Source organism: Bifidobacterium sp. SO4, from assembly GCF_018555355.1.
Classification (GTDB): domain Bacteria; phylum Actinomycetota; class Actinomycetes; order Actinomycetales; family Bifidobacteriaceae; genus Bifidobacterium; species Bifidobacterium miconisargentati.
The window spans coordinates 58,419-80,965 of sequence record NZ_JAFEJP010000013.1 but is presented as its reverse complement, the minus strand read 5'-3'; the positions used below and the strand labels follow the sequence as shown (position 1 = coordinate 80,965).

Here is a 22,547-nt window from a genome sequence, read left to right as displayed (position 1 = left end):
AGGCCCGTCATGGCGAAGAGCAGACTGCCGGCGTTCGCCGAAGTCGCCGATCTGGCCGAATGGCTCGGCGAGGACATCACCGACGACAAGGACGTGAAGCGCGCGCAACGCTGCCTGCGGGCCGCATCCAACCGTATCCGCCGGTACACGAAACGCACGTGGGTCGATGAAGCCAACCAGCTCATCACCCCTCTGCCCGAGGACATCGAGGACGTGTGCCTTGCCTGTGCGGGCCGTTTCTACGAGAACCCGAACGGCGAGACCCAATGGTCACGCCAGATCGACGACGCCATGGACGGTGGCAGCAGGAAGGTCGACGAACCCGGCCTGTACCTGACCGCCTCGGAAATGCAGACGTTGGATGATCTGGTCGCCGACCAGTCCCCGTTGATCGCCGGTCTCGGCGTCATCTCGACCACGAGGAACGAACTGCCCAGCCTGGACATGAGCCCCTACTGGTTCGAGGACGACGATTATCCGGGGTATCTGAACGTGAGGGTGACGGGATGAACGGTTTCAGGAAACCCGATATGAGCCGTCTGCGCTCCTACGCCCTGTCCCTGATGACGGATGAGTGCCGTATCGCCCGGTTGGGTGATGTGGTCACGGATCCGGATACGGGGTTGGATCGGGTGCCGGAGACGCCGGTGTATGAGGGCCGGTGCAAGGTGCAGACGGCCGGCGGGCTGGCGGCGGAGAACGTGGAGGGCGGTATGGCCCAAGCGTTGGCCGCCATCACCCCGCAATGGTCGTTGTACCTGCATCTGCCGTACGGGACGACCGGTTTGATGCCGGGCGATATCGCCACGGTGACGAAGGCCGGGGATCCGAATCTGGTGGGGCATCGGCTGCGGTTGCTGAACCTGCAGTCCGAGAAGTCGCATGCGACGGCTCAACGGTGGAACGTGAGGGAGGTGGCTTCGGATGGCGGTCAGGATTGACGCTTCGGAGCTGCGCGCGTTCGGCCGTGACCTGCTCGGCGTGCCGGCCCGCACCCGTGCGAAGGTCGCCGCAGCGGTGAAGAAGGGCGCGGTCAACGTGAAGGACGCTATCCAGGAGGATGTGAGGGAATCCTGGCATCCGGCCTTTCGCCAGATCTCCATCGGTTTTGAACTGCAGTCGGTCGGCAACGGCATCGCCGCGGACATCAGCCCGCGTGACGGTGGCGCTTCCGATTTGGCGAACATCGCGTTCTTCGGCACCGCACGAAGCGGTTACGCCACCAGGCACGAGTTCTACGAACACGCGGAGGACGAGCTTCCCGCGCTTGCGGAGTATGTGGCGAAGGCCGGAGAGGAGGCCCTGTCATGAGCATCCTCGACCTGACGGACTCCGTCATGAACCTCATCCCCGATTATGCGGGGTGGGATGTCTACCGCAACCGTGAGCCTCCGGCGACGGCGAACCCGCCGTGGGTGATCCTCACGTGCACGACCGGCGGCCATGTCGCGGTGGAGACGATGGACCTGACCGCGCATGTGGGCACGTTGGAGGTGCGCGTCGCCTCGACGAGCACGGACAGCGTGAACGTGCTGTGCGACGACAAGCTCATCCCCCTCCTGAACGCGGCCGTGCCTGCGGCCCCGTCTGGCGTGCAGGTCGGCTGTCTGACGTTGCGTTCGGATTCGGGCGCGTACGCGGCCGGCCTGACCGCGGACGACACCAGCCGCAGGTACCGGGTGCGCGTGCTCACGTTCCGGTTCGGTTGGAGCCGCCTGTGAGCCGGGTCGTCTACATCCGAGTGCGTGACATTCGCACCATGCACGAGTTCGACGTGCCGTCCACGGATCCGCGCATCAGGTCCGGGGTCTTCAAACCAGTCAACAAGAGCATCTATCCGCCGGCTTCCCTGCCGAGGCCGGCGAAGCATTACCCAGCCTATCTAAGGAGGCAACATCATGGCGGATGACACCACCACGCGCAAGGGCATCCAGTACCCTTCCGCGCCCGCCGACGGCCGTATCAAGACGGCCATCGTGCCGGCCATCGCCGACATCTACGCGCCCACGCTCGACGAGCTCAACGCGGGCGTGGACATCAGCTGCGCGATCACGTTGGGCGGCTTCACCTTCTCGCCGTCGCAGGCGACCATCACCGACCAGCGTGAATGCACGGACCAGGATTTCGACCGTCCGGGCCGCAAGAGCACGGGCGACAAGAGCATTCAGATCATCGACAACACGAACACGGAGTACGAGAAGGAATGGAACTACGCCGTCACCTCCCTTGAGGAGGGCACGACCGGTTTCATCGTGCGCCGTCGCGGCCTGCCGGCGTCCACCCCGTGGGCGGACGGTCAGAAGGTGACGGTCATCCCGTTCGTGGCCGGCGAGAAGCAGGCAGTCGCCCAGGACGAGAACACCGTGCAGCGTTCCACCGTCCCGTTCTTCGTGACCGGCGAGTGGACCGTGGACGGCGGCGTCATCGGAGGCGACCAGCCGCCGGAGCCGACCGTCATCCCGGTCGAATCCGTCACCCTGGATGAGGCGACCCTGCAGCTGGCCGTGGACGCCACGCACCAGCTGACCGCCACCGTCTCGCCGGATACGGCCACGGACAAGACGGTCACGTGGGCGTCCGATCATGCGGACATCGCGAAGGTGTCCGACAAGGGTCTGGTGACGGGCGTGAAGGCCGGCAACTCATCCATCACGGTGACCACGAAGGATGGCGGCAAGACCGCGACGTGCGCGGTCACCGTCGCCTAGAAGGGAGACTGACCTATGGCCAGGAAGAACAATGTGCTGCGTGCGGCAGACGGCACGGCCGTGCCGTCCGAGCTGATCGTGGGCGTGAGCCTGCAACTGGTGGCAGTGCCGACCTATTCGGACGGTTCCACCGGCGAGCCGACCACTGACGCCCAGTGGGCGTTGACGCCCGCCGCGAACGGCACCATCCCGAAGGGCCTGCTGACGCTGAGCAAGACCGGCGTCTCCAAGGTGACCGCGTCGCTGTCGAATCCGGATGGCTCCAAGGTCACGTCCGACCCGGTGTCCATCACGGGCACGGCGCCGGCGGGCGTGACCGTCTACTACGGAGTGTCCGCGGCAGGCGTGGACGCGATCGACGAGACCGTGGTCAAGGCGCTCACCTCGAAGACCGCCGCCTCCCCGGCGGGAGACTACGACGTGGACGCGGCGGGCGACGGCGACTACATCCTGTTCGCCCTGCCGTCCACGGCCAAGACGCCCGTGTTCAGCGTGGGCGGTTTCGACGGCGGCTTCGCCAAGGCCAAGACCGTGAACGTGGACGGCGTCGACTACGACGTGTGGCGTTCCGACAACCCCGGTCTCGGCGCGCTCACGTTCACCATCAAGTAAAAGGGGGACCGGCATGGGCATCCCGCTGATCTCCAACATCGAACCGCGCAACGGACGCGACTACCCGATCGCCCACGCCGAGAACATCGACGTCAAGGCGACCGGGCGGAAGCTCCTCGACGCGCTCAAAGACGGCGACCTTACCCCGGCCGCCGGCGTGCAGGCCGCCACGGACGCCGCCATCGACGCCCTGTTCGAAGGCAAGGCAGCCCGCACCGCCACCAACAAGATCCGCCAGGCACAACACAAGGAGTAACAATGGCAGAAACCTTCATCACCACCGGCAACCTCGCCCGCTTCAAGGAGAAGACCGACGCGCTCTACCAGGCCAAGGAGCTCAAGACCGGCAGCAAGACCGACTACAAGGTGTTGTCGGACAACAACCTGACCGACGCGATGGTCGCCCAGATCGGCGCCGCCGCCTCCAAGACCGGCTCGGTGACCCGTTTCACCGCCGCGGACGTGGACCTCATGAGCAACGCCACCAAGATCGATCCGACGACCCTGTCCCCGGCCGGCGGCCAGGTCGGCGACCTCATCATCGACGGCCACCACGACGCCTACAACGTCACCGCCGTCGCCGACGACAACACGCTCACGCTCGGCCCGGCCATCGGCAAGACCGGCGCCAACACGTGGGGCGATCTCGCCGGCCAGCCCACCATCGGCGGCAAGACGCTCGCCGCGGGCGACAACACGCTCGCCGACCTCGGCATCGAGGCCGCCGGCGCCGCGGCCGCGGCCCGCACCGGCGCGGTCGACGACGTCAAGAAGCTCGGCTACGACACCGCGGCATCGGTCGATAAGAAGGTCTCCGATCTGAAGACCGAGCTGACCAACTCGCTCGCCGGCGCGTACGAGCCCAAGGGCAGCACCGCGTTCGCCGACCTGGTCGCGGTGGCCGACGCGACCAAGGGCGACGTGTGGAACCTGCTCGATGCGTTCACCACCACGGCCGATTTCGTCGAGGGCGCGGGCCATGCCTACCCGGCGGGCACGAACATCGTGTGCGTGTCCGTGACCACCGGCGAGGGCGACGCGGCGGTGACCGCGAACAAGTGGGACGCGCTCTCCGGCGTGACCGACCTGTCCGGCTACATCGCCAAGACCGACCTCACGGCGGCCACGGACGCCGACATCGACGCCCTGTTCGCCTGATAGGAGCCCGGCATGGTCGATAAGTACATCACGCCGGCCATGCTCGGCCGCGCGATCGAACGGCTCAAAACGCAGGCCGCCACGCAGGTGAAGGTCCTCAACGATTCCGACGCCCTGCCCGACGACCTGCCCAAGGGCGGCGTCGCCATCGTCGTCGGACAAAACGGCATCACCTTCTACACCGAAGACGGCAAGACCGCCTGATCCCATTCTTCCCCGCAGGTTTTCTTAACCTTTCTTCCCCTGCGGGGAACCTCCATCCCGTGAGTCGCAACATCCGAAGAAAGGTCCTACATGTTTTGAAGAAAGGCCCCTCATCATGGCATTGCATGCGAAGCGACGCCGCGTCGAACTGGACATCATCCTCGACCAGCAGACCGCGCAGCATATCAAGGAGCTCGGCGACCAGCTCGCCAAGACACTGTCGTCCAAGGTGCGCACCGAGGGTGGCAATCCGCTCGCCGAACAGTACGCTCGCCAGATCGAACAGCTCCGCGAGGAATCCATGGAGGACACGATCCGCCTGACCGTGGAGGCGCTCCCCTATTCGACATGGAGCCAGGTCATCACCCGCAACACGAAGGTCGTGGACGGGGTCGCCAAACGCGACATCGTGGACACCGTGCAGGACAGCCTGCGCGCCATGATCGTGGACGCGAAACCCGAATCCGCGACCATCGAGGAGATCATCGACGTGATCCCCGAACTCACCGACGGCCAGCTCACACCCATCTGGACGACCATCCTCGAACTGAACGGAACCCTCGTGGACCCAAAAGCCGCGTTGGAATCAGCCTCGAGGATTCTCCACGGCTCGTCAAAGAGCTAAGGCTCTGCCGCCAACTCGGCGTCAGCTACAAGCGTTGGCACGGGTGGGAGCCGAAACAGACCATCCGCCCCGTGGACGGCGGCGGGTACACGGTGCTGACCGAACCCGAATGGGATGACACGGAACGCGCGTGGATGCTCGCCCTCGCCGATTACGAGGCGTCCCTGTGCCCGTCCTGCGGCCTGCCCAAGAGCGAATGCTCGACGCCGGACGCGGAGTTCCGCATCCATGCGGACGCGCACATCTGCTGGACGACCGCGCACCAGCAGCAGGCGCTGCGCCAATGGCGCGAGGAGCATGCGGACAGCCAGTGGGCTGACGCGCTCGTCACCACCGTAAGCATCGACAACTGACGATTAGGAGACGATCATGGCCGGAGGGCTGAACCGGAGCATCACCGTCCGTCTGCTCGCGGACACCGCCTCCTACGAGGCGAAAATGGCCAAGGCCGGCGCCAGCGCCGAACAGCTCGCCGGCGGCTTGGAGAAAACCGGCAGCAAGACCGGCATGATCACGAACGGGTTGGCGTTGGCGGGTGCCGCGGCGACCGCGTTCGGTGTCATGGCAGTGAAGACGTTCGCGGATTTCGACGCGAGCATGAGCACCGTGCAGGCCAACACCGGAGCCACCGCCAGCCAGATGGACGCGCTGCGTCAGGCCGCGATCGACGCTGGCGCCGACACCGTCTACAGTGCGTCAGAGGCGGCGGATGGCATCAACGAGCTCGGCAAGGCCGGCCTTTCCACGACCGACATCCTCTCCGGCGGTCTGTCCGGCGCGTTGAACCTCGCCGCGTCCGACGGCATGGCCGTGGGCGAGGCCGCCGAACTGATGGCCACCACGTTGAAGGAATTTAACCTGACCGGAGCCGACTCCAGCAAGGTCGCCGACGCATTGGCGGCGGGCGCGGGCAAGGCCGTCGGCTCCGCCCATGATCTGGGACTCGCGTTGAACCAGGCCGGCATGGTGTCGCATTCGTTCGGCATCAGCATGCAGGAGACCACCGGCACATTGGCCGCGTTCGCGAACAGCGGCATGATCGGATCCGACGCCGGCACCTCATTGAAGACGATGCTCATCTCTCTTGCGAACCCGAGCACGAAGGCCGCGAACCTCATGGAGGAGCTCGGCATCAACGCCTACGACGCACAAGGCAACTTCGTGGGACTGGCTGGGCTTGCCGGCCAGTTGCAGACCGCGTTGGGCGGTCTTTCGCAGGAGCAGCGCAACCAAGCGTTGGCCACGATCTTCGGTTCGGACGCCATCCGAGCCGCGAACGTCCTGTACGAGCAGGGCACGGACGGCATCAACGACTGGACCAAAGCCGTGTCCGAATCCGGTTATGCCGCCGAACAGGCCGCCGCGAAGAACGACAACCTCAAGGGCGACTTGGAGAACCTGTCCGGCAGCATCGAGAGCCTGATGATCTCGATAGGCTCCGGCGCGAACGGTCCGCTCCGTTCTCTCGTGCAGACGTTGGACATGCTCGTGGACGGGTTCAGCCAACTGCCCGCCCCGGTCCAGCAGACCATCGTCCTGGCCACCGCCGTGGCGGGCGGATTCGCCGCAGTGCACAAGACCGCAACACCGTTGACGACCAGCTCCTCCGCATTGGCCCAGTCCATGGGTCTGCTCGTGGATCCCTGGCAGCGGATGACCACCGCGGCCCCTCAGCTCAAGGAGGGATTCCTCCAATTGGGTACGGCCATGATCACGTCGAACAGCAGCATGAACATCCTGTCCACCGGTCTCACCCGAGGACAGATCGCCATGAGCGGGCTTAAGAGCGTGGGCAGCGGCGTCGTAAGCCTGCTGGGCGGCCCGTGGGGCATCGCCATCACAGTCGCCGGCGCGGCGCTCATGTCGTTCGCCCAGAACGCGCAAGCCGCGAAACAGCGGACGGAAGAGGTCAAGACCGCACTCGAGTCCACCGGAGATGCCAGCGAGGCGCTCGTAAACCAGGTGCAAAGCATGCAGGTCGGTGATGACCTTGGAATCTTTGGCGGTCTCAGACGATGGTCCATGGATATGAAGACCCTGCCTGACCTGCTCGATAAGGTCGGACTGAGTATCAGCGACATGGTCAAGGCCGCCGAAGGCAGCGAAGAAGCCTTGGACAAGGTCAACAGCGTCATCGAGAAAGTGGGCGGCGCCAAGACCAGTCTTGAAGGCGAGGAACTCCAACGCGCCCTCGACAAGCTGACCGAATCGTACAACAAAGGCAAAGAAGCGGCAGGCGAGAAAACCGAGGCGTTGGACCAGTTGTCGGGTGCCAGCGAAAACGCGACGGGAGCCACCAACATCCTCACCGGTTCCATGCAGGATAATTCCGATGCCGCGGAGGATGCCACCAAGGCGATTGATTCGTTGGTCCAGAGCATGTTCTCCGTCGAATCCCCGGCGTTGAACGCGGACGAGGCCGTCACGCAGCTGAACCAGACGCTGCTGGAATCCACCCAGACCATCCAGGCCAACGGCGTTGTACTTGATCAGGCAGGCAATGCACTGGCCGGCCATGAGGAGGCCGCGTACAAGTCTCAGGCAGCATTGCAGTCGATGGCGTCGTCAGCGCAATCCGCGGCGCAGAAAATCATGGAGGAGGCCGAGGCGAATTTCCAGGCCGACCGTAGCACCGAGGAGCTGAAGGCGTCCACGGACGAGGCGAACGCCACACTCGGCACGGCGCGTGAGAAGTTCATCGAGGCCGCGGTTGCGGCCGGCATGAGCGAGGATGCAGCCAAGAAGCTCGCCGACCAGTACGGTCTCATCCCCGGTTCCGTGAGCACGGACATCATCATCAAGGGCTATGAGTCCACGATATCCAAGATCGGAACCATCAAGAACGAGTTCGCTACCCTGCCTGACGGGAAGACCATCCATGTGAACATGGAGTACACCGAAACGGGTCAGCATAACGTGCTTGGCAGCACGGGCGGCACCATCCCGAAATCGGCGTTGGCGACCGGTGGTCTCGTCGGATACGCGGACGGCGGCAGGATACCCGGTTTCGCGGCCGGAGGTTTCGACGGATACGTCAAGGGATTGGGCACCGCGACGAGCGATTCGAACCTGATACGGGTCTCCAAGGGCGAGTTCGTGGAGCAGGCAAGCGCCGTCGACTATTACGGCGCCGAATTCTTCCACGCGCTCAACAAGCAGCGTATCCCCCGCGAGTTCCTGTACAAGACGCCGAACGTGACGATACAGCAGCCTCAACCGACTCAGGAGGACCGGCGGACCTATATCACGTTGAACGTGACGGGTACGCCGGATCCGGAGGTGACTGCGCGTAAGACGTTCGCCTACTTGAAGGCCAATGTTCCGGGAGGTGCCTGGTGAGGGTGACGTTGACGCCGTTGGATGCCCCGTTGCATCCGCTGATCTTGAAGGACGGGAGCCGTAAGGCGTTCAACCCGTTCGACCGGCGTCCGAGCGTGGAGGCCGTGCTGGACGTGGACAGCCTGTCCGACGGCTGGTATTCCTCATTGGAGCCGGACGTGGAGGACAAGCCCATACCGGGCTGGCATGGCTCCTACCAGCCGGCGTTCATCCGGTTGAAGAAACGCACGGTCACGTTGAAGGGGCATCGCATGCGCTGGCTGCACGCCCGGGATGCGAGCACGTTGGGCGACGGCGCGTTCAAGGAATACCTGTGCGCCCTGGTCGGCCGCCTCGTCCGCCTGGAGGTGGAGGACGAGAACGGCTACCGGTGGTCCGACGGGTTTGTGGGCGCGCAGATCCCGTTCCAGTCGGACATGGGATTCACGACGTTCAGCATCATCCTGTCCCTGGAGTCGTTCAAGCACGGGTATGCGGGATTGTTCACGCCGGTCGGCAACCGTTGCCGGGTGGAGAACGACGGCACCGCGCCAAGCTGGCCGGTCGTCATCGTGGACAATCCGGCCGGCCTGTCGTTCGTGAACGTGTCCGACGGGACGGGCGAGGTCAACTGGACCGGGGACGGGACCGCCACGTCCGTCACGTTGTATTTCGCCGGACTGGACCCGCAGTCGGGGCGCATGGAACGCAACGACGTGTTCACCATACCGCCGGGCGGCATGGACCTGTACGTGACCGCGTCCAAGGGGTCGACGGTCACGGTCGAATGCGCGCCCAGCTGGAAGTGAGGCGGCATGTACCGTTTGGAAGCGTACGACACGATGAACGGCGTGCATCTCAACAAACGTCCGATACCGTTCACGTCCTGTTCGTGGAGCGAATCCTGGAACGCGGGCGGCGACATGAGCGTCCGCATCCCCATGAGCCGGGATGCGGAGGGCATGGATCTCGACGGTCTTCTCGTCGAACAGGCCACGCTGCTGGCCTTGTGGGACGGTGACCGTATCGTGCACGCCGGCCCGATCATGGAAAGCCCCGAATGGGATGCGGAAACCCAGGTGTTGTCCGTGAAATGCGGGGATGGCTGGAACCTGTTCGACTGGCGTCTCGTATTGGACACCCGGCTGCGGTCCATGGAATTCGACGGGCCCATCACCGTGGACGACGACAACCCGTCATCCGAATGGGTAGTCGGCTACGCAGGCAGCGGCGGCGACATCATCAAGGGACTCATCGGCCTGGCCCAGTCATGGGGCCGCCTATGCGTGAACGTGCCCATCGGATACGAGCCCCAGACAGGCGGCAGTCCCCTGTCCCTGTCATGGGCGGGATGGGATTTCACGACCATGAGCCAGGCGTTCTCCGACGTGCTCGACTCCGCCAACGGAGGACAGTTGAGGTTCGACCCGCAGATACAGCCGGACGGCAGGTTCCGCTGGCAGGCGCGTTGGGCGCAGAACGGTCTCACGGACCACGAGTGGATGTGGAACACGCTCGCCCCGCGCGAACGGATCCGGTTCCTCGGCGTCGCCTCCGGCGGAGAGCCGATCATCAACCAGGTGTGGGCGTCGGGAGGCAAGAACAGCGACCAGCTGCTCATGGCCCGCGCCGACGACACGGACGCGCAGACCGTGGAGACGCTCCTGCAGGCCGGTTCGGGCAGCGCCTCGTCGAACGGTTCACTCGCCGCATTGCACGCATATGCGAAGAGCACGCTGTCCGCGTCCCGACGGGACCGCGTGTGGAAGCTCCAGGCCCACGCCTCGCATCAGGTGCGGGTGGGCGATCATGTCGCGTTGCGCGTCAACGACGGGTTCATACACGAACGCGCCACGGACGGCACGCGCGTCTCCTCGCTGATACCGCTCGTAATCACCGACATATCCGGTGACGTGTCCGGCGAATGGCTGGATATCCAGGCACGCCAGTACGCGGCGTCCATCGACGGGATCCGTCCCGGCAACACGAATCCGGTCGCATGGCTCGCCAACCGTATGGACCGGTTGTCGCGCATGACGGCGATGGCGTTGGCCCCGTCAGGCACGCAGGCGTACGGCACCGTCGGCAAGATCAGGGAACTCTTCGGAAGGACATCGTGATGGGCGTATTGGAACAGCCTTACGTGCACGCGGACATCAGCTTCGCGCGCGGCACCACGTTCAAATGGGGATGGCACTGCTATCGGAAGACCACCGACGGCGCGACGACGCCCATGGACCTGTCCTCGCAGACCGTGCGGCTGCGGCTCTACACGCTCGACGAGATCCTGCTCGTCGACAAGCCCGTGTCCACCGCGAACTCCCAGGGCCTGCTGGTCGCGGAGATCGAGCCTGCGGACTTCTCCGCGGAATCGATGAAGGGCCGGCGGCGCGGCGTATGGCAGGTCATCGGCGCGCAACCGGACGGGGAGGCGTTGTTCGCCCGCTGGTCTCCCCCGGCCGGGGCGGACGGGAGCCTGCTGCAGACCATGCAGAACCTCGAATCGGGCGAGGTCACGCTCTACGGGTGGGGCTACTGGCTCGCCCACTGACTGAAGGAGTTGGATATATGGCGGCAACGCAAATCATCGACGTGGCCTACACGGCGCCCGGTCTTGTCGGCGAACGTGGCGAACCGGGTTCGCCGGGCATCACCGCGGTGGTCGTGGAGAGCGTGCCCGCGGAACGGGACGCGACGGCGACCCTCGTGGGCACGACCTTGTACCTGCAGATCCCGCGCGGCAAGGGCGACAAGGGCGACCCGGGTCCCGCGGGCGTCACCAGCGTGGTCGTGCGACTGCTCGCGGCGGGTTCGCAGCCCACCACGAATCTCGCGGACGGCGTGCTCACATTGGGCATCCCCGCCGGCGAGAAGGGCGATACGGGCCGGCCATTCACGGTCAAGGGACAGGTCGCGGATGCGACGAAACTGCCCGCGACCGGCTTGGAGGCGGGCGACGCCTACCAGACGTTGGACGATTCGCACGTACGACAGTGGAACGGCACGCAATGGCTCGACCTGGGCGAGTTCTCCACGGTCGCCGCGTCCGTGACCGTGACGGCCCCGTTGTCCGGCACGGGCGGCGTGGCGGACCCGTTGAAGCTCGGGGTCGGCTCGGGTCTCGCGGTCGACGCGCAGGGCCTGCTGAACGTGGTCGCTTCGGCCGCTACACGGGTCATCCCCAAGGGCGAGACCCTGCCGACCGGCCTGCCCCCCCGGGAAGCACGGTCGTGGAGATCGGTTCGGATGGGATCACCTTCTACAGAGAGGACGGCAAATGATGGCCGATACTGAGGAGACCACGGCGACCACGATCGCCGTGAACCATGTGCCGCAGGGTTGGCTCGCCAACCCGTTGGCGCAGGCGTCCAATGTGACGCAGGCGACACGGGGCGACGGGAGCCTGGCGGTCACGCTCGCCGAGGGCGCGACGGACGGTTACGTGCGCCCGTGGGCGGGGGTGGCGAAACCGGTCGGGGACGTGGTGGGCGTGCTGCTCCTGTCCTCCGTGGACGGGCTGACGCCCGCGGGCGGGGAGTCGCTCGACGGGGCGACCGGATTGATCTGGCTGCGCGGCGGCGCGGCCGCGTATTCGCATGTGATGGCCGTGCGCGCCACGGACCTGTCACAGGTGCGGTTACACGCGCCCGCGAACCGCAAGCCCCTGACCCTGGTGAGGGTCGGCTTGTTCGACATGGATTCGTGGACGCAGATGCAGTCCAGGGACATCATCTATTTCGACGGGGGCGGGATCACGCAGGCCGCGTCGGACGGGTACATCCTGCCGCCCGCGACCTCGGTCAGCCTGGGCGGCGTCATCATCGACACGAGCACGTTGAGCATCACGCCCGAGGGCGTGCTGTCCGCGTTGCGTCAGGAGATACCGGTCGCCAGCCAGGACACGCTCGGCGGCGTCAAACCCGGGCGCGGCGTGCAGGTGTCCGCCGACGGCACCCTGACCGCCCGGTTGGGCAAAAACCTGAACTTCGACGCGAACGGGGCGATCGAGGCGCCGGACATCGAGTCCCCGGACATGTCGGACTATCCGACCAAGTCGCAGCTGACATCCACCCTGGACTCGTACGTGACCAAGGAGCTCGCGGACGCCACCTATGAGAAAAAGGGTTCGGGCAGCGGCAGCGGCGAGAAGGTGGACGCCTATACGAAGAGCGAGTCCGACAGCCGGTACGTGCAGAAGGAAGCGCAGACGTTCACCATCGGCGGCGGCGCCGGCAAGGTGGTCGTCGAGGGCGATCACGTCGGCATCGTGTACGGGGACGGGCATCTGGACCTCAACCCGGGGTACGCCGCACTGTCGTTCGGCAAATACAACATCATGATCGAACCGGGAGGCATCCGCCTCAACGGCGTCAAGGGAACCACCACATTCTAAGCCGAACCATAACAAAGGAGAATCATCATGGCATTAGTCAAGACATCCGAAGTGTCCTTCGCCCCCGCATACGAGGCCCGTGCGGTCAAGGGCAAGGTCACACCTGCCAAAAAAACGTATCAGGGGTTCCTGTACTACCAGGAACTGCCGGTCGACGACTGGACGAAACCGGCGTACGACAACGGTCCCGACTTCCCCATCAGCAAACTGTACTGGGCCTTCGTGCAGATCTACATGGTGAAGAACGCCAACGACAGTACGGAATACGAATTCAAGTTCGAAAACCTCCCCTTCAACTCGGTTGTTTACTCCCGCGACGAAATAGTCGGTATCCACAGATCCTTCGTATTTGATTATGAGGAGAAATCCCTCACCATTACCGTAGTACCGTCGATGCTGGCAAACGACAACGCCAATATGGTCGTGACGAGCTTCCTCGGATGCCTGTATCAATCATGAGCCAGATCATCATCAGCGTGACCGCGGGCCTGATCATCGCGGCCGTGTCCGGCATGGCCGGCGTCCTGAGGGAACGGTTGAAGCAGGCGACCCGTACCGCGGTCGAGCATGAGACGCAGGACCGGCGCCGGTCCGAACTCACCAACGAGGGCGTCAGGGAACTCCTGCTGTGCAAATTGGAGAGCCTGCGACACACGATGGTCCTCAACGGCGGCATCGCCGACGACGACCTCAAGGCGAGGGCCCAACGCCTGTACGACATCTACCACCAGATGGGCGGCAACGGGCACGGCACCGAACTCAACCGCGACATCCAACGCGCGCCCATAGCGCCCAGACCCGTATCCCACAACGAGTGAAGCCCACCCCGTCCGGGTGGGCTTTCCCATATCCGAAAGGAAGAATCCTATGGCATCCCACGCCACCAACACCAGTATTCCCGGTCTCACCCAGGCCCGCGTCCAGGCCATCACCATGCTCGTCGTGAACCTCGCGTCCACCATCAGCGCCGGCCTCGCACTCGCCGGACTCAACCCGCTCCCGTTCACTTCCGACCAGGTGTCCGCGGGCGTGCTCGGCGTCATCGCCCTGCTCAGCGCCGTCTACAACTGGTGGACCCACCTGACCGTCACCCAGGCCGGCTACGAGGGCAAGCAGCTCACCACCGCCCTCAAGACCGGCGGCCTCAACACCACCACGCCGCAGAACGCATCACAGGACGACGGTCTGTCCCGCCTGTACGAGACCGACACCGACGGCACGATCATCCTGGACACGGTCACCGGCACCCCCGTCATCAACGTCAAAGGCTAAACCCATGACGTTGAACGGCATCGACATATCGAACTGGCAGCGCGGCATCGACCTCGCCGCCGTGCACGCGGACTTCGTGATCGTCAAACTCACCGAAGGCACCTGGTACGTGAGCGACACATACCCCGTGCAGCTCGGCCAGGCACTCGCATTGGGCCGCAAGACAGGAGCCTACCATTACGCCTCCGGCACGAACCCGACCAGCGAGGCCGACGTGTTCTGCACGCACTTCGCCCCCTACAAGGGCAAGGCCATCCCGATCCTCGACTGGGAGTCCGGCGGCAACGCCGCATGGGGCGACGGCAACTGGGTGCGCACGTGGACCGACCGCGTCCACTCGCGCACCGGCATCTGGCCCATGGTGTACGTGCAGTCCAGCGCCATCAACCAGATTCCCCTGGACGTGCGCGCCAACTGCGGGCTATGGGTCGCCCAGTACGCCTCCATGAACCCCGTATACGGATACCAGACGCCCCCGTGGAACGAGGGCGCGTACTCGTGCGCGATGCGCCAATACACGGGCACCGGCCGTCTTAACGGTTGGAACGGGGACCTCGATTTGAACAAATTCTATGGAAACCAAGCCGACTGGGACGCCTACGCCACCGGAGGCAGGAAGGACATCGACATGAGCGCAACGGCCGACATCCTGAAACGGTACATGACACCCGTGTTCCTCGCGGGCAAGGACAGCGGGGAACGACTCCTCTGGATCCCCACGCAAGGAGTCTACGGGCTCCACGAGCCGGCGGAACTGCACGAGGTCGCCACGGACTACAAGAACATCCACGGCATCACCATCCCCACCGTCACGTTCGCCACCAACAAGCAGATGCACTACTTCGTCAGCATCATCACCGGCCAACCCCACGAAACACACCTCGAATACAAACAATGAACGCCAAGGCCCTGTCCGGCACCGCATCACAGCGGGCCGGACGGGGCCGTTTTTTGTTGCGTCCAACCCTTCGCGGAATCGCGTATAATCGGTGTCGAAAAGGAAAATAGAGTGTACTTAGAGTGTACCTGTGCGGGGAATCGTTATAATTCCAACCTTTGACACACCGTACTGATATAAATGAACCTTATGACACTGCTGCAGCTGAAATACATCGTCAAAATCGTCGAATGCGGGTCCATGAACGAGGCCTCGCACGCCCTGTATGTCTCCCAGCCGGCGCTGAGCTCATCCGTGAAGGAACTCGAGAACGAGCTGGGCATCGAGATCTTCACCCGTTCCTCGCAGGGCATCGCACTGACCGTGGACGGCGCCGAGTTCCTGACCTATGCTCGCCAGGTGCTTGACCAGGCCGATCTGCTGGAGGAGCGTTACAAGCACGCCAAGCCGCGCAAGCAGCTGTGCCAGGTCTCCACCCAGCACTACATGTTCGCCGTCGAGGCGTTCGTGGAGATGATCAGCTCCATCAAGTCCGATGAGTACGAGTTCACCATTCGCGAGACCCGCACGCGCGACATCATCAACCAGGTCGCCAACATGCAGTCCGAAATCGGCATCATCTACCTGTCCGATTTCAACAAGGACGTGATCGGCAAGCTCCTGCGCGAGAAGCACCTCGAGTTCCATCCGCTCTTCCGCGCCCCGCTGCACGTGTTCATCTCCCGCAACAACCCGCTGGCCTCCAAGAAGATCGTGACCATGGAGGACCTGAAGCCCTACCCGTTCATTCAGTACGAGCAGGGCGAGGAGGGTTCCTTCTACTTCTACGAGGAGGCGGTCTGGCCGGAGTACTCCCCCAAGCAGATCAACGTGACCGACCGCGCCACCATCCTCAACTTCATCATCGGTCTCAACGGCTACACTGTGTGCACCGGCATCGACAACGGCGACCTCAACAACGAGAAGATCGTCACGGTCCCGCTCGACACCGACGAGACGATGCTGGTCGGCTGGATCACCAACGAGCGCGCCAAGCTGTCCAAGGCGGCCGAGACCTACCTCACCAAGCTCAAGTCCGTGGTGGCCGACCACGGTTACAAGCTCATCGACTGATACGGCCATACACGGAGACGAGTAAGCGGGTAAGACGGCTTCAATCGAGCCTCCTTACACGCTTTCATATGAATTCGCGTCATAATCACATTCCGCCCTACGCGGTACTATCCCCAACCGTCACTATGTATGCGGTTCGACGAAGGTGCCGCGTACTTAGTGTCGTTTCAGGCAGCGAAACCCTCACTATGTATGCGGTGCCTTCGTCGAACCGCATACATAGTGAGGGTTTCATCGAACAGGGATTCGACAAACGTCTCAAAAACGCTCTTATACATGACGGCCGGCAGCACACGGCGTGCGGCATGTGGGCCTCTGCCGTCATTCCCTTATGAACCGCGTTACGTCACCTAGAACTGCTTGCTCATCGCGTCCACACCGTAACGGCCGTACTCGCTGCCGCCACCGGTCGCGGTCACACCCCAGTAGGTGGGCATCAGCTTCGACCCGACCGGGTTGAAATCGTCGAAAATATTCAAAGCGCAATCGGCGTTGGGTTCACAGGTCGTTTCGCTCTCGCCCATCGCGTACGCCGAATGCAGCACATTACCGTCGCCGTCCACCGCCTGGAAGTACACGTTGACCGAAGAATAGGCCTGCTGCGTGTTGTTGTGCACGGTTATCGGCGTTTCGTAATAGAGGTAGCTCTGTGTGGGGTCCCCGATCGCGGTTACGGTAAGCGCCGGATCCTTGTTCTGTTTCTGTGCTTGCTGAATCTCATCCACGATATTGCCGTATTTCTCGCGGTCCTGCTTCGCCTGATCGATGATGGCGTTGGCCTGCTTGATCTGCTTCTGACGGTTGGCCACATCCTGCTCGGACTCCATCAGATCCACGTTGGCCCACTTGAGGTTCTGGCTTGCCTTCTGGTATTGCGGCGTGTCCTTGACCACCACGGACTGTCCGCCGAGACGGCAGGCGACCGTGCCCAGCCATGCAAGAGCAAGCACGCAGACCACGATTACGGCCGCTTTGGCCGCCACGGCAAGCGGACCCTTGGCTGCATCCCAGCGCACTCGTTCGTCCGCACTGGCTTTTCCGGAGGCCACCCGCACAATCATTCCCGTAACCTGGCCGAGACCGGTGAACGCCTTGTCCAGCAGCAGGAACACCCGGTCTCCCATGGTCATGTTCTCATTGGTGGGAACCGACGTGTTCAGCGGTCCTTGATGAGCGAGCAGCCGTTGGAGTTCCGGTTCATGCCGTTTCGCCGAGTCAGCGGTATGCGGTTTATCGGACGATTCGTTCCCGGTGTTTCCCCGATCCCCTTGATCATAGAATGCGCGGGGAACCGCATGATTCCCGGCCTCATGCCTGCCGTGCCCCTGGCTGTGTTCGACATGCTCTGCACTCTGCCGTCCGCCTTGCTCGCCGTGTTCGTCGCTCATGGAATCACCACCGTCTTGACATCCTTGCCGAATTCGTGACTGTCGGTTGTCTTGTCGGAGCCGCCGTCACCACTGGTATCGGGGATGCTCATGTAGTATCCGGTCGGCTTCAGCGTGGCGCCGGAGAATCCTTCGTCTTCGATCATGGCTTCGCACACCGCGGTTTTTCCGGGATAGAGCACCACATAGTTCACATATGCGGAGGCATCGTTCTTCAGCACCTTGCCGTCCGCTCCGATGATGTCCATGCGCAGGCTGATGTCGTAGATCACGTGCCCTGAAGTGTTACGTACCGTGACTTCCGGGTACAGGTATTTGGTCAGGCCGGATTGCGCACCGTATTCCTCGTAGAACGTATCCGGTTTGAGTGTGATGGATTCGATGGTCAACGGCTCGGCCCCCACCGCCGTGTTGCCGCCATACTGGCCGAAGGCCTTCTTGTCGTCTTCGATTTGTTTTTCGGCTTTGGCTGCCTGTTCGCGCAGATCGTCGCGCTGGGTGGTCAGTTCCGCCGTCTTTTTGCGATTGTTCGCAACCTGCTTCTCGATTTTGGAGGCCTTCGCTTCCACGTCCAGATAGGCCTGATCCTTCGTGGGATTTTCGGTGAACCGGCCCACAGCGAAGGCACCGGCGAACACCAGTACGGCTGCGACGATCACCGCGACAGCAATGCGCACGATGGCTCTCCGGTGGCCGCCCGTCTTCCCCGACGGCTCTCCCCCATCCATCGGCACTTGATCCCGCGCATCATCACTCATACTTCCACTGTAATGAGCCGATACATCGGGCTACAGCAAAGTCACCCAATGTTCATCTCGACGTCGCCGAATACGTCGCCGAACGGACACCTGCGGCCACATGCCGGCATCAAATCGATGGATAGTATCTGTTCGGATCCACCTTGTCGGCGAGCTCACGAATCTCCTTGGCATTCCGCCGATCCAACGTGCCGCCTTTCGCCAGCTTGTCCGCGCGCGCATCGAGATAATGCTGCGTACCGGCGAAATACCCCAACGCCATCACAGCCACCGCGATAATAGCAACCATCATGTCCATAGCCGATGTCCCCTCCATGCAGGTTCCGCTGCATCCAGCTTCATGATAGGTCCGATAATGAAGAAACGCCCCTTGGGCTGCAAGGAGCGTTTCTTCACTTCCGATAATTTCGGATTGACGAGCGCGATGGTGCCCTATCAGGCGCCGTACTGCTCGAGGTACGCCTCGGCGCGCTGCTTGATATCCTGATCGAGCAGCGGGGTGCCGTCGGCCTTCTTCATCTTGGCGGCGGCGTCGAAGATCTCGCGCACGTTGGCGATGGCGAGCACCGGGAAGCCGAACTCCTGTTCCACGGCCTTGACGGCGGACAGGTCGGAGTCCTTGGTCTTCTCCATGCGGTCCACGGAGAGCACCAGGCCCACGACCTCGACGTTCGCCTCGGCCTTGAGCTTGGGGATGACCTCGCGCACGGCGGTGCCGGCGGTCATCACGTCGTCCACGAGCAGCACCTTCATGCCGTCGGTGAGCGGGGTGCCGACCATCCAGCCGCCGTCGCCGTGGTCCTTCTTTTCCTTGCGGTCGAAGGTGTAGCCCACGGTCATGTTGTGGCCGGCGGTCAGCGCGATCGCGGTGGAGACGGCCAGCGGGATGCCCTTGTAGGCCGGGCCGAACACGGTGTCGATGTCGCGCGGGATGGTGTTGTGCACGATCGCCTGGCTGATCTTCTCGGCGTAGAAGGCACCCAGGGTGGCGATCTTCTTGCCGTCATCGAAGGCACCGGCGTTGATGAAGTACGGGCTCTGACGGCCGGACTTCAGGGTGAAGTCGCCGAATTTCAGAGCGTTGGATTCCAGCAGGAATTCCGTAAAACGATGTGCAAGCGTTTCTGCCATGATCATTTACCTCCAGGTCTGTCCAGCGGCCAGTTTAGCAGCGAGTTCGGGACGTGCGTCGAGCAGGTCGTCCAGTTCGCGGGCGATGCGCAGCGGCGCCACCGGGTCGAAGAGCGCCGCCGCGCCCACCTCCACGGCGTTCGCGCCGGCGTACAGGTATTCGAGAGCCTTCTCGCCGGAGTCGATGCCGCCGATGCCGATAATCGGGATATCCGGCAGGGCGGTGCGGGTGCGGTACACGGCCGCGATGCCGACGGGCAGCACGGCCGGGCCGGACACGCCGCCGGTCTTGTTGGCGATGATCGGCTCGCCGGTGCGGATATCCAGACGCATGCCCAACAACGTGTTGATCATGCTCAGGGCGTCTGCGCCATGCTCCACCGCCGCACGCGCCGGCACGGTGATGTCGGTGACGTTCGGCGTGAGCTTGACGATCAGCGGCTTGTCGGTCATCGGACGCAGCTTGTCCATGAGCGCGGCGAGGGCCACCGGATCGGTGCCCACGCTCATGCCGCCGTGGGTCACGTTCGGGCAGCTCACGTTGATTTCGAGCATGTCGGCCGGGGAGTCGGCGAGCTTGGCGACCACCTGCATGTAGTCGTCGTCGCAGTGGCCGGCCACGTTGGCCACCACCAAGGCGCCGGCGGCCTTGAGCTTGGGCAGGTCGTCCTCAAGATAGTGGTCCACGCCGGGGTTCTGCAGGCCCACGGCGTTGAGGTTCGAGGCCGGCCCTTCCGCGGTGCGCGGGGACGGGTTGCCTTCCCACGGCACGGGCGAGCAGCCCTTGGTGCTCACGGCGCCCAGCTGGCTGACGTCGTAGAACCAGCGCACGGCGGCGTACTGGAACGTACCGGAGGCGGTGCCCACGGGGTTCTTCCAGGTCACGCCGGCCACCTTGGTGGGGTGCTTCCACTCGTGGGCCTCGTAGATGTTGATGTGGTTGTCGTTGACGTTCGTTGTGGTGTTGCCGGTCATACTCACTCCCCCCATCCGAGCTGTTCGCGGGTGAACACCGGGCCGTCGGTGCAGACCTTGAGTCGGCCGTCCACGGTGTCCACGGTGCACAGCACGCAGGTGCCGTAGCCGCAGCCCATACGCTGCTCCATGCTGAGCTGCGCCGGGATGCCACGCTTGGCGGCCCATGCGGCCACGGCCTTCATCATCGGCAGAGGGCCGCAGGAGAGGATGACCGGATTGAGGCCGTCCACGTCGAGGTCGCCGGAGGCTTCCAGCTGGTTCAGCAGATCCACCACATTGCCTTCGGCATTGGTGATGCTCCACGAACGGTCGGTGTAGCGGGAGACGAAATCCTCGGCGAAGCGCTCGTCGCGGTAGCCGATCACGGAAGTGGCCACGGAACCGGCCAGGGAGGCGATCCTCTGCGCGGCGCAGATCAGCGGGGGCACGCCGAGGCCGCCGCCCACAAGAATATAGTTGGCGTCCTGTTTGAGGTTGAAGCCACGGCCGAGCGGGCCAAGCACGTCCACGGTGTCGCCGGCCTTGAGCTGGGCAAGCTGTTCGGTGCCATGGCCGATGACGGCGAAGATCACGGAGACCTCGTCTCCTTCGACTTCGCTCACGCCGAACGGGCGGGGCATGAGCATGAAGTCGTCGTGGGTGAACAGGTTGACGAACTGGGCGGGCTTGGCGTGGGAGGCGATGAACGGGTCACGGAAGGTGAGCCGCATCACGCGATCGGCCAGCGCACGCGCGTCGGTGATCTCGACGGTGTGGCGGGGCGGGAAGAAGCCAGCCGCCTGTGCTTCCGCCACGACGTCATGAGTCGGGGTGAAGGTAGTCATGTAAGTCCTTTTCGATGTCGGCTCCTTTGCGGCCGTTTCAGGGAAGACGGCCGCAAAGGATTTCCTGAATCAGCGGTACACGGCCACGCGCAGGTTGTCGCGCATGTCCAGCGCGGCCTGGCGTGCGCTGTCGGCCACGAGACCGAGCGCCTCGTCGGCGGTCATGGATTCGGAGTACTTGCCGGTCTTCTTCCAAGCGCCGATGATGCCGCGCGAGGAGTTGACGATGGCACCGGATCCCTGTTCGTCGAACATGCCGGCCACGTCCTGGGCGGTGCCGCCCTGGGCGCCGTAGCCGGGCACCAGGAAGAACGTGTGCGGCATGCGGGCGCGCAGCGCGCGTCCTTCCTCGGGATGGGTGGCGCCCACCACTGCGCCCACGCGGGAGTAGCCGTGCGAACCGACGGTTTCGGCGCCCCAGCCTTCCACGAGGTCGGCCACGTGTTCGTAGACCTTCTTGCCGTCCGCCAGATCGAGCATCTGCAGCTCGCTGGAGGACGGGTTGGAGGTGCGCACGAGCACGAAGATGTCCTTGTCCGCGGCTGCCGCGGCCTCGACGAATGGGGTGATGCCGTCGGTGCCGAGATACGGGTTGACGGTCACGGCGTCCTCGTGCCACGGATCGAAGGCCTCGCCGTTTTCGCTTCCGGCCACGCCGCTCAGGTGATGGGCGTAGGCTGCCGCGGTGGAGCCGATGTCGCCGCGCTTGACGTCGCCGAGCACGTACAGGCCCTGCTGGGCCGCGTATTCGCAGGTCATCGTGTATACGTCCACGCCGGCGGGGCCCAGCGCCTCGTACATGGCGATCTGGGGCTTGACGGCGGGCACGATATCCGCCACGGCGTCGATGATGGTGCGGTTGAACTCGAAGTATGCCACGGCCAGCTGGGCGGCGGGCAGTTCCTCCGGGGATTCGACCGAGTCGCGCACCTCGTCTGCGAAGCTGGCCACCACCTGCGGCGGCACCAGCGCCTCGGTGGGGTCGAGGCCCACGACGGACGGGTTCTGGGTGTTTTCGATTGCTTCGATCAGACGATCCATCGAAGTCCTTTCCTTCTTTTGGGGTGGCTCCCCTCAGTCGACTTTGCCGACGCCCCCTCCCAGAGAGGGAAACCGGCATGGAGTGAGTCAGCTCCCTTCTCCGAGGGAACCGACTCACGTAGCGAA

General features: G+C 63.9%; 29 protein-coding genes. 22 read left to right on the top strand and 7 right to left on the bottom strand.

Annotated elements, in window-relative coordinates; translation table 11 throughout:
* The first annotated feature begins 9 nt into the window (after positions 1–9).
* The 22 genes from JS536_RS09075 to JS536_RS08970 all read left to right on the top strand — a co-directional run bounded on the left by JS536_RS09075 (position 10) and on the right by JS536_RS08970 (position 16,301).
* Positions 10–510, top strand: a complete 501-nt coding sequence (locus tag JS536_RS09075) for a phage head-tail connector protein (protein WP_214356677.1) — start codon at positions 10–12, stop codon at positions 508–510.
* A gap of 20 nt (positions 511–530) precedes the next feature.
* The gene (locus JS536_RS09070) at positions 531–941 is read left to right on the top strand and encodes a DUF6093 family protein (RefSeq protein WP_240544340.1); all 411 of its coding nucleotides are present in this window, start codon (positions 531–533) and stop codon (positions 939–941) included.
* A complete protein-coding gene (locus tag JS536_RS09065; protein ID WP_214356675.1) occupies positions 925–1,311 on the top strand; it encodes a hypothetical protein in 387 nt (128 codons plus the stop codon). The genes JS536_RS09070 and JS536_RS09065 overlap by 17 nt, the downstream gene beginning before the upstream one ends.
* A complete protein-coding gene (locus tag JS536_RS09060) occupies positions 1,308–1,721 on the top strand; it encodes a transcriptional regulator (protein ID WP_214356674.1) in 414 nt (137 codons plus the stop codon). Before JS536_RS09065 ends, JS536_RS09060 begins: the two co-directional genes overlap by 4 nt.
* 177 nt (positions 1,722–1,898) lie before the next feature.
* Positions 1,899–2,708 (top strand): Ig-like domain-containing protein, encoded by an 810-nt coding sequence (locus JS536_RS09055; protein ID WP_214356673.1) that lies wholly within the window; start codon positions 1,899–1,901, stop codon positions 2,706–2,708.
* Between the two features lie 15 nt (positions 2,709–2,723).
* Entirely contained in the window at positions 2,724–3,320 is a 597-nt protein-coding gene (locus JS536_RS09050; protein WP_214356672.1) for a hypothetical protein, read from the top strand.
* Between the two features lie 13 nt (positions 3,321–3,333).
* Positions 3,334–3,576: a hypothetical protein gene (locus JS536_RS09045; protein WP_214356671.1), complete on the top strand. Its 243-nt coding sequence runs from the start codon at positions 3,334–3,336 to the stop codon at positions 3,574–3,576.
* Between the two features lie 2 nt (positions 3,577–3,578).
* The gene (locus JS536_RS09040) at positions 3,579–4,478 is read left to right on the top strand and encodes a hypothetical protein (RefSeq protein ID WP_214356670.1); all 900 of its coding nucleotides are present in this window, start codon (positions 3,579–3,581) and stop codon (positions 4,476–4,478) included.
* Between the two features lie 12 nt (positions 4,479–4,490).
* On the top strand, positions 4,491–4,682 hold the full coding sequence (locus tag JS536_RS09035) for a hypothetical protein (protein ID WP_214356669.1): 192 nt from the start codon (positions 4,491–4,493) through the stop codon (positions 4,680–4,682).
* A gap of 115 nt (positions 4,683–4,797) precedes the next feature.
* Positions 4,798–5,307: a DNA primase gene (locus tag JS536_RS09030; protein WP_214356668.1), complete on the top strand. Its 510-nt coding sequence runs from the start codon at positions 4,798–4,800 to the stop codon at positions 5,305–5,307.
* Positions 5,308–5,378: 71 nt separating this feature from the next.
* Positions 5,379–5,660, top strand: coding sequence for a hypothetical protein (locus tag JS536_RS09025; RefSeq protein ID WP_214356693.1), 282 nt, complete (start codon positions 5,379–5,381; stop codon positions 5,658–5,660).
* Positions 5,661–5,676: 16 nt separating this feature from the next.
* Positions 5,677–8,646, top strand: a complete 2,970-nt coding sequence (locus JS536_RS09020; protein WP_214356667.1) for a phage tail tape measure protein — start codon at positions 5,677–5,679, stop codon at positions 8,644–8,646.
* On the top strand, positions 8,643–9,434 hold the full coding sequence (locus JS536_RS09015; protein WP_214356666.1) for a hypothetical protein: 792 nt from the start codon (positions 8,643–8,645) through the stop codon (positions 9,432–9,434). The genes JS536_RS09020 and JS536_RS09015 overlap by 4 nt, the downstream gene beginning before the upstream one ends.
* A 6-nt stretch (positions 9,435–9,440) precedes the next feature.
* Entirely contained in the window at positions 9,441–10,745 is a 1,305-nt protein-coding gene (locus JS536_RS09010; RefSeq protein WP_214356665.1) for a hypothetical protein, read from the top strand.
* Positions 10,745–11,176 (top strand): hypothetical protein, encoded by a 432-nt coding sequence (locus tag JS536_RS09005; RefSeq protein ID WP_214356664.1) that lies wholly within the window; start codon positions 10,745–10,747, stop codon positions 11,174–11,176. The genes JS536_RS09010 and JS536_RS09005 overlap by 1 nt, the downstream gene beginning before the upstream one ends.
* Before the next feature lie 17 nt (positions 11,177–11,193).
* The gene (locus tag JS536_RS09000; protein ID WP_214356663.1) at positions 11,194–11,919 is read left to right on the top strand and encodes a hypothetical protein; all 726 of its coding nucleotides are present in this window, start codon (positions 11,194–11,196) and stop codon (positions 11,917–11,919) included.
* Positions 11,903–13,018, top strand: coding sequence for a hypothetical protein (locus JS536_RS08995; RefSeq protein WP_214356662.1), 1,116 nt, complete (start codon positions 11,903–11,905; stop codon positions 13,016–13,018). The genes JS536_RS09000 and JS536_RS08995 overlap by 17 nt, the downstream gene beginning before the upstream one ends.
* A 27-nt stretch (positions 13,019–13,045) precedes the next feature.
* On the top strand, positions 13,046–13,477 hold the full coding sequence (locus tag JS536_RS08990; RefSeq protein ID WP_214356661.1) for a hypothetical protein: 432 nt from the start codon (positions 13,046–13,048) through the stop codon (positions 13,475–13,477).
* A complete protein-coding gene (locus JS536_RS08985) occupies positions 13,459–13,836 on the top strand; it encodes a hypothetical protein (protein ID WP_217625141.1) in 378 nt (125 codons plus the stop codon). Before JS536_RS08990 ends, JS536_RS08985 begins: the two co-directional genes overlap by 19 nt.
* A 49-nt stretch (positions 13,837–13,885) precedes the next feature.
* On the top strand, positions 13,886–14,290 hold the full coding sequence (locus JS536_RS08980) for a phage holin (protein WP_214356660.1): 405 nt from the start codon (positions 13,886–13,888) through the stop codon (positions 14,288–14,290).
* Positions 14,291–14,294: 4 nt separating this feature from the next.
* Positions 14,295–15,188: a GH25 family lysozyme gene (locus tag JS536_RS08975; RefSeq protein ID WP_214356659.1), complete on the top strand. Its 894-nt coding sequence runs from the start codon at positions 14,295–14,297 to the stop codon at positions 15,186–15,188.
* Between the two features lie 189 nt (positions 15,189–15,377).
* On the top strand, positions 15,378–16,301 hold the full coding sequence (locus JS536_RS08970; protein ID WP_214356658.1) for a LysR family transcriptional regulator: 924 nt from the start codon (positions 15,378–15,380) through the stop codon (positions 16,299–16,301).
* Between the two features lie 350 nt (positions 16,302–16,651).
* On the opposite strand, the gene JS536_RS08965 is transcribed toward JS536_RS08970, so the two are convergent.
* The 7 genes from JS536_RS08965 to pyrF form a co-directional block, all read right to left on the bottom strand.
* On the bottom strand, positions 16,652–17,431 hold the full coding sequence (locus JS536_RS08965) for a hypothetical protein (protein WP_214356657.1): 780 nt from the start codon (positions 17,429–17,431) through the stop codon (positions 16,652–16,654).
* A 254-nt stretch (positions 17,432–17,685) separates the two neighbouring features.
* A complete protein-coding gene (locus JS536_RS08960) occupies positions 17,686–18,366 on the bottom strand; it encodes a hypothetical protein (protein WP_214356656.1) in 681 nt (226 codons plus the stop codon).
* 190 nt (positions 18,367–18,556) lie between these two features.
* Positions 18,557–18,745, bottom strand: a complete 189-nt coding sequence (locus JS536_RS08955; protein WP_214356655.1) for a hypothetical protein — start codon at positions 18,743–18,745, stop codon at positions 18,557–18,559.
* Positions 18,746–18,882: 137 nt separating this feature from the next.
* Entirely contained in the window at positions 18,883–19,578 is a 696-nt protein-coding gene (pyrE, locus tag JS536_RS08950; RefSeq protein WP_214304466.1) for an orotate phosphoribosyltransferase, read from the bottom strand.
* A 6-nt stretch (positions 19,579–19,584) separates the two neighbouring features.
* Positions 19,585–20,553 carry a dihydroorotate dehydrogenase gene (locus JS536_RS08945; protein WP_240544339.1) on the bottom strand — a complete coding sequence of 323 codons (969 nt, stop codon included), beginning with the start codon at positions 20,551–20,553 and terminating at the stop codon, positions 19,585–19,587.
* A 2-nt stretch (positions 20,554–20,555) separates the two neighbouring features.
* Positions 20,556–21,380, bottom strand: coding sequence for a dihydroorotate dehydrogenase electron transfer subunit (locus tag JS536_RS08940; protein ID WP_214356653.1), 825 nt, complete (start codon positions 21,378–21,380; stop codon positions 20,556–20,558).
* A gap of 69 nt (positions 21,381–21,449) precedes the next feature.
* Complete coding sequence (pyrF, locus tag JS536_RS08935; RefSeq protein ID WP_214356652.1) at positions 21,450–22,421, bottom strand: orotidine-5'-phosphate decarboxylase; 972 nt, start codon at positions 22,419–22,421, stop codon at positions 21,450–21,452.
* Between the last annotated feature and the right edge of the window lie 126 nt (positions 22,422–22,547).

Excerpts from the sequence above, each read along its gene's own strand:
- JS536_RS09075 (WP_214356677.1), top strand. The coding sequence starts at position 10 with ATGGCGAAGAGCAGACTGCCGGCGTTCGCCGAAGTCGCCGATCTGGCC.
- JS536_RS09070 (WP_240544340.1), top strand. The coding sequence starts at position 531 with ATGAGCCGTCTGCGCTCCTACGCCCTGTCCCTGATGACGGATGAGTGC.
- JS536_RS09065 (WP_214356675.1), top strand. The coding sequence starts at position 925 with ATGGCGGTCAGGATTGACGCTTCGGAGCTGCGCGCGTTCGGCCGTGAC.
- JS536_RS09060 (WP_214356674.1), top strand. The coding sequence starts at position 1,308 with ATGAGCATCCTCGACCTGACGGACTCCGTCATGAACCTCATCCCCGAT.
- JS536_RS09055 (WP_214356673.1), top strand. The coding sequence starts at position 1,899 with ATGGCGGATGACACCACCACGCGCAAGGGCATCCAGTACCCTTCCGCG.
- JS536_RS09050 (WP_214356672.1), top strand. The coding sequence starts at position 2,724 with ATGGCCAGGAAGAACAATGTGCTGCGTGCGGCAGACGGCACGGCCGTG.
- JS536_RS09045 (WP_214356671.1), top strand. The coding sequence starts at position 3,334 with ATGGGCATCCCGCTGATCTCCAACATCGAACCGCGCAACGGACGCGAC.
- JS536_RS09040 (WP_214356670.1), top strand. The coding sequence starts at position 3,579 with ATGGCAGAAACCTTCATCACCACCGGCAACCTCGCCCGCTTCAAGGAG.
- JS536_RS09035 (WP_214356669.1), top strand. The coding sequence starts at position 4,491 with ATGGTCGATAAGTACATCACGCCGGCCATGCTCGGCCGCGCGATCGAA.
- JS536_RS09030 (WP_214356668.1), top strand. The coding sequence starts at position 4,798 with ATGGCATTGCATGCGAAGCGACGCCGCGTCGAACTGGACATCATCCTC.
- JS536_RS09020 (WP_214356667.1), top strand. The coding sequence starts at position 5,677 with ATGGCCGGAGGGCTGAACCGGAGCATCACCGTCCGTCTGCTCGCGGAC.
- JS536_RS09010 (WP_214356665.1), top strand. The coding sequence starts at position 9,441 with ATGTACCGTTTGGAAGCGTACGACACGATGAACGGCGTGCATCTCAAC.
- JS536_RS09005 (WP_214356664.1), top strand. The coding sequence starts at position 10,745 with ATGGGCGTATTGGAACAGCCTTACGTGCACGCGGACATCAGCTTCGCG.
- JS536_RS09000 (WP_214356663.1), top strand. The coding sequence starts at position 11,194 with ATGGCGGCAACGCAAATCATCGACGTGGCCTACACGGCGCCCGGTCTT.
- JS536_RS08995 (WP_214356662.1), top strand. The coding sequence starts at position 11,903 with ATGATGGCCGATACTGAGGAGACCACGGCGACCACGATCGCCGTGAAC.
- JS536_RS08990 (WP_214356661.1), top strand. The coding sequence starts at position 13,046 with ATGGCATTAGTCAAGACATCCGAAGTGTCCTTCGCCCCCGCATACGAG.
- JS536_RS08985 (WP_217625141.1), top strand. The coding sequence starts at position 13,459 with ATGCCTGTATCAATCATGAGCCAGATCATCATCAGCGTGACCGCGGGC.
- JS536_RS08980 (WP_214356660.1), top strand. The coding sequence starts at position 13,886 with ATGGCATCCCACGCCACCAACACCAGTATTCCCGGTCTCACCCAGGCC.
- JS536_RS08975 (WP_214356659.1), top strand. The coding sequence starts at position 14,295 with ATGACGTTGAACGGCATCGACATATCGAACTGGCAGCGCGGCATCGAC.
- JS536_RS08970 (WP_214356658.1), top strand. The coding sequence starts at position 15,378 with ATGACACTGCTGCAGCTGAAATACATCGTCAAAATCGTCGAATGCGGG.
- JS536_RS08965 (WP_214356657.1), bottom strand. The coding sequence starts at position 17,431 with ATGACCATGGGAGACCGGGTGTTCCTGCTGCTGGACAAGGCGTTCACC.
- JS536_RS08955 (WP_214356655.1), bottom strand. The coding sequence starts at position 18,745 with ATGGACATGATGGTTGCTATTATCGCGGTGGCTGTGATGGCGTTGGGG.
- pyrE (WP_214304466.1), bottom strand. The coding sequence starts at position 19,578 with ATGGCAGAAACGCTTGCACATCGTTTTACGGAATTCCTGCTGGAATCC.
- JS536_RS08945 (WP_240544339.1), bottom strand. The coding sequence starts at position 20,553 with ATGACCGGCAACACCACAACGAACGTCAACGACAACCACATCAACATC.
- JS536_RS08940 (WP_214356653.1), bottom strand. The coding sequence starts at position 21,380 with ATGACTACCTTCACCCCGACTCATGACGTCGTGGCGGAAGCACAGGCG.
- pyrF (WP_214356652.1), bottom strand. The coding sequence starts at position 22,421 with ATGGATCGTCTGATCGAAGCAATCGAAAACACCCAGAACCCGTCCGTC.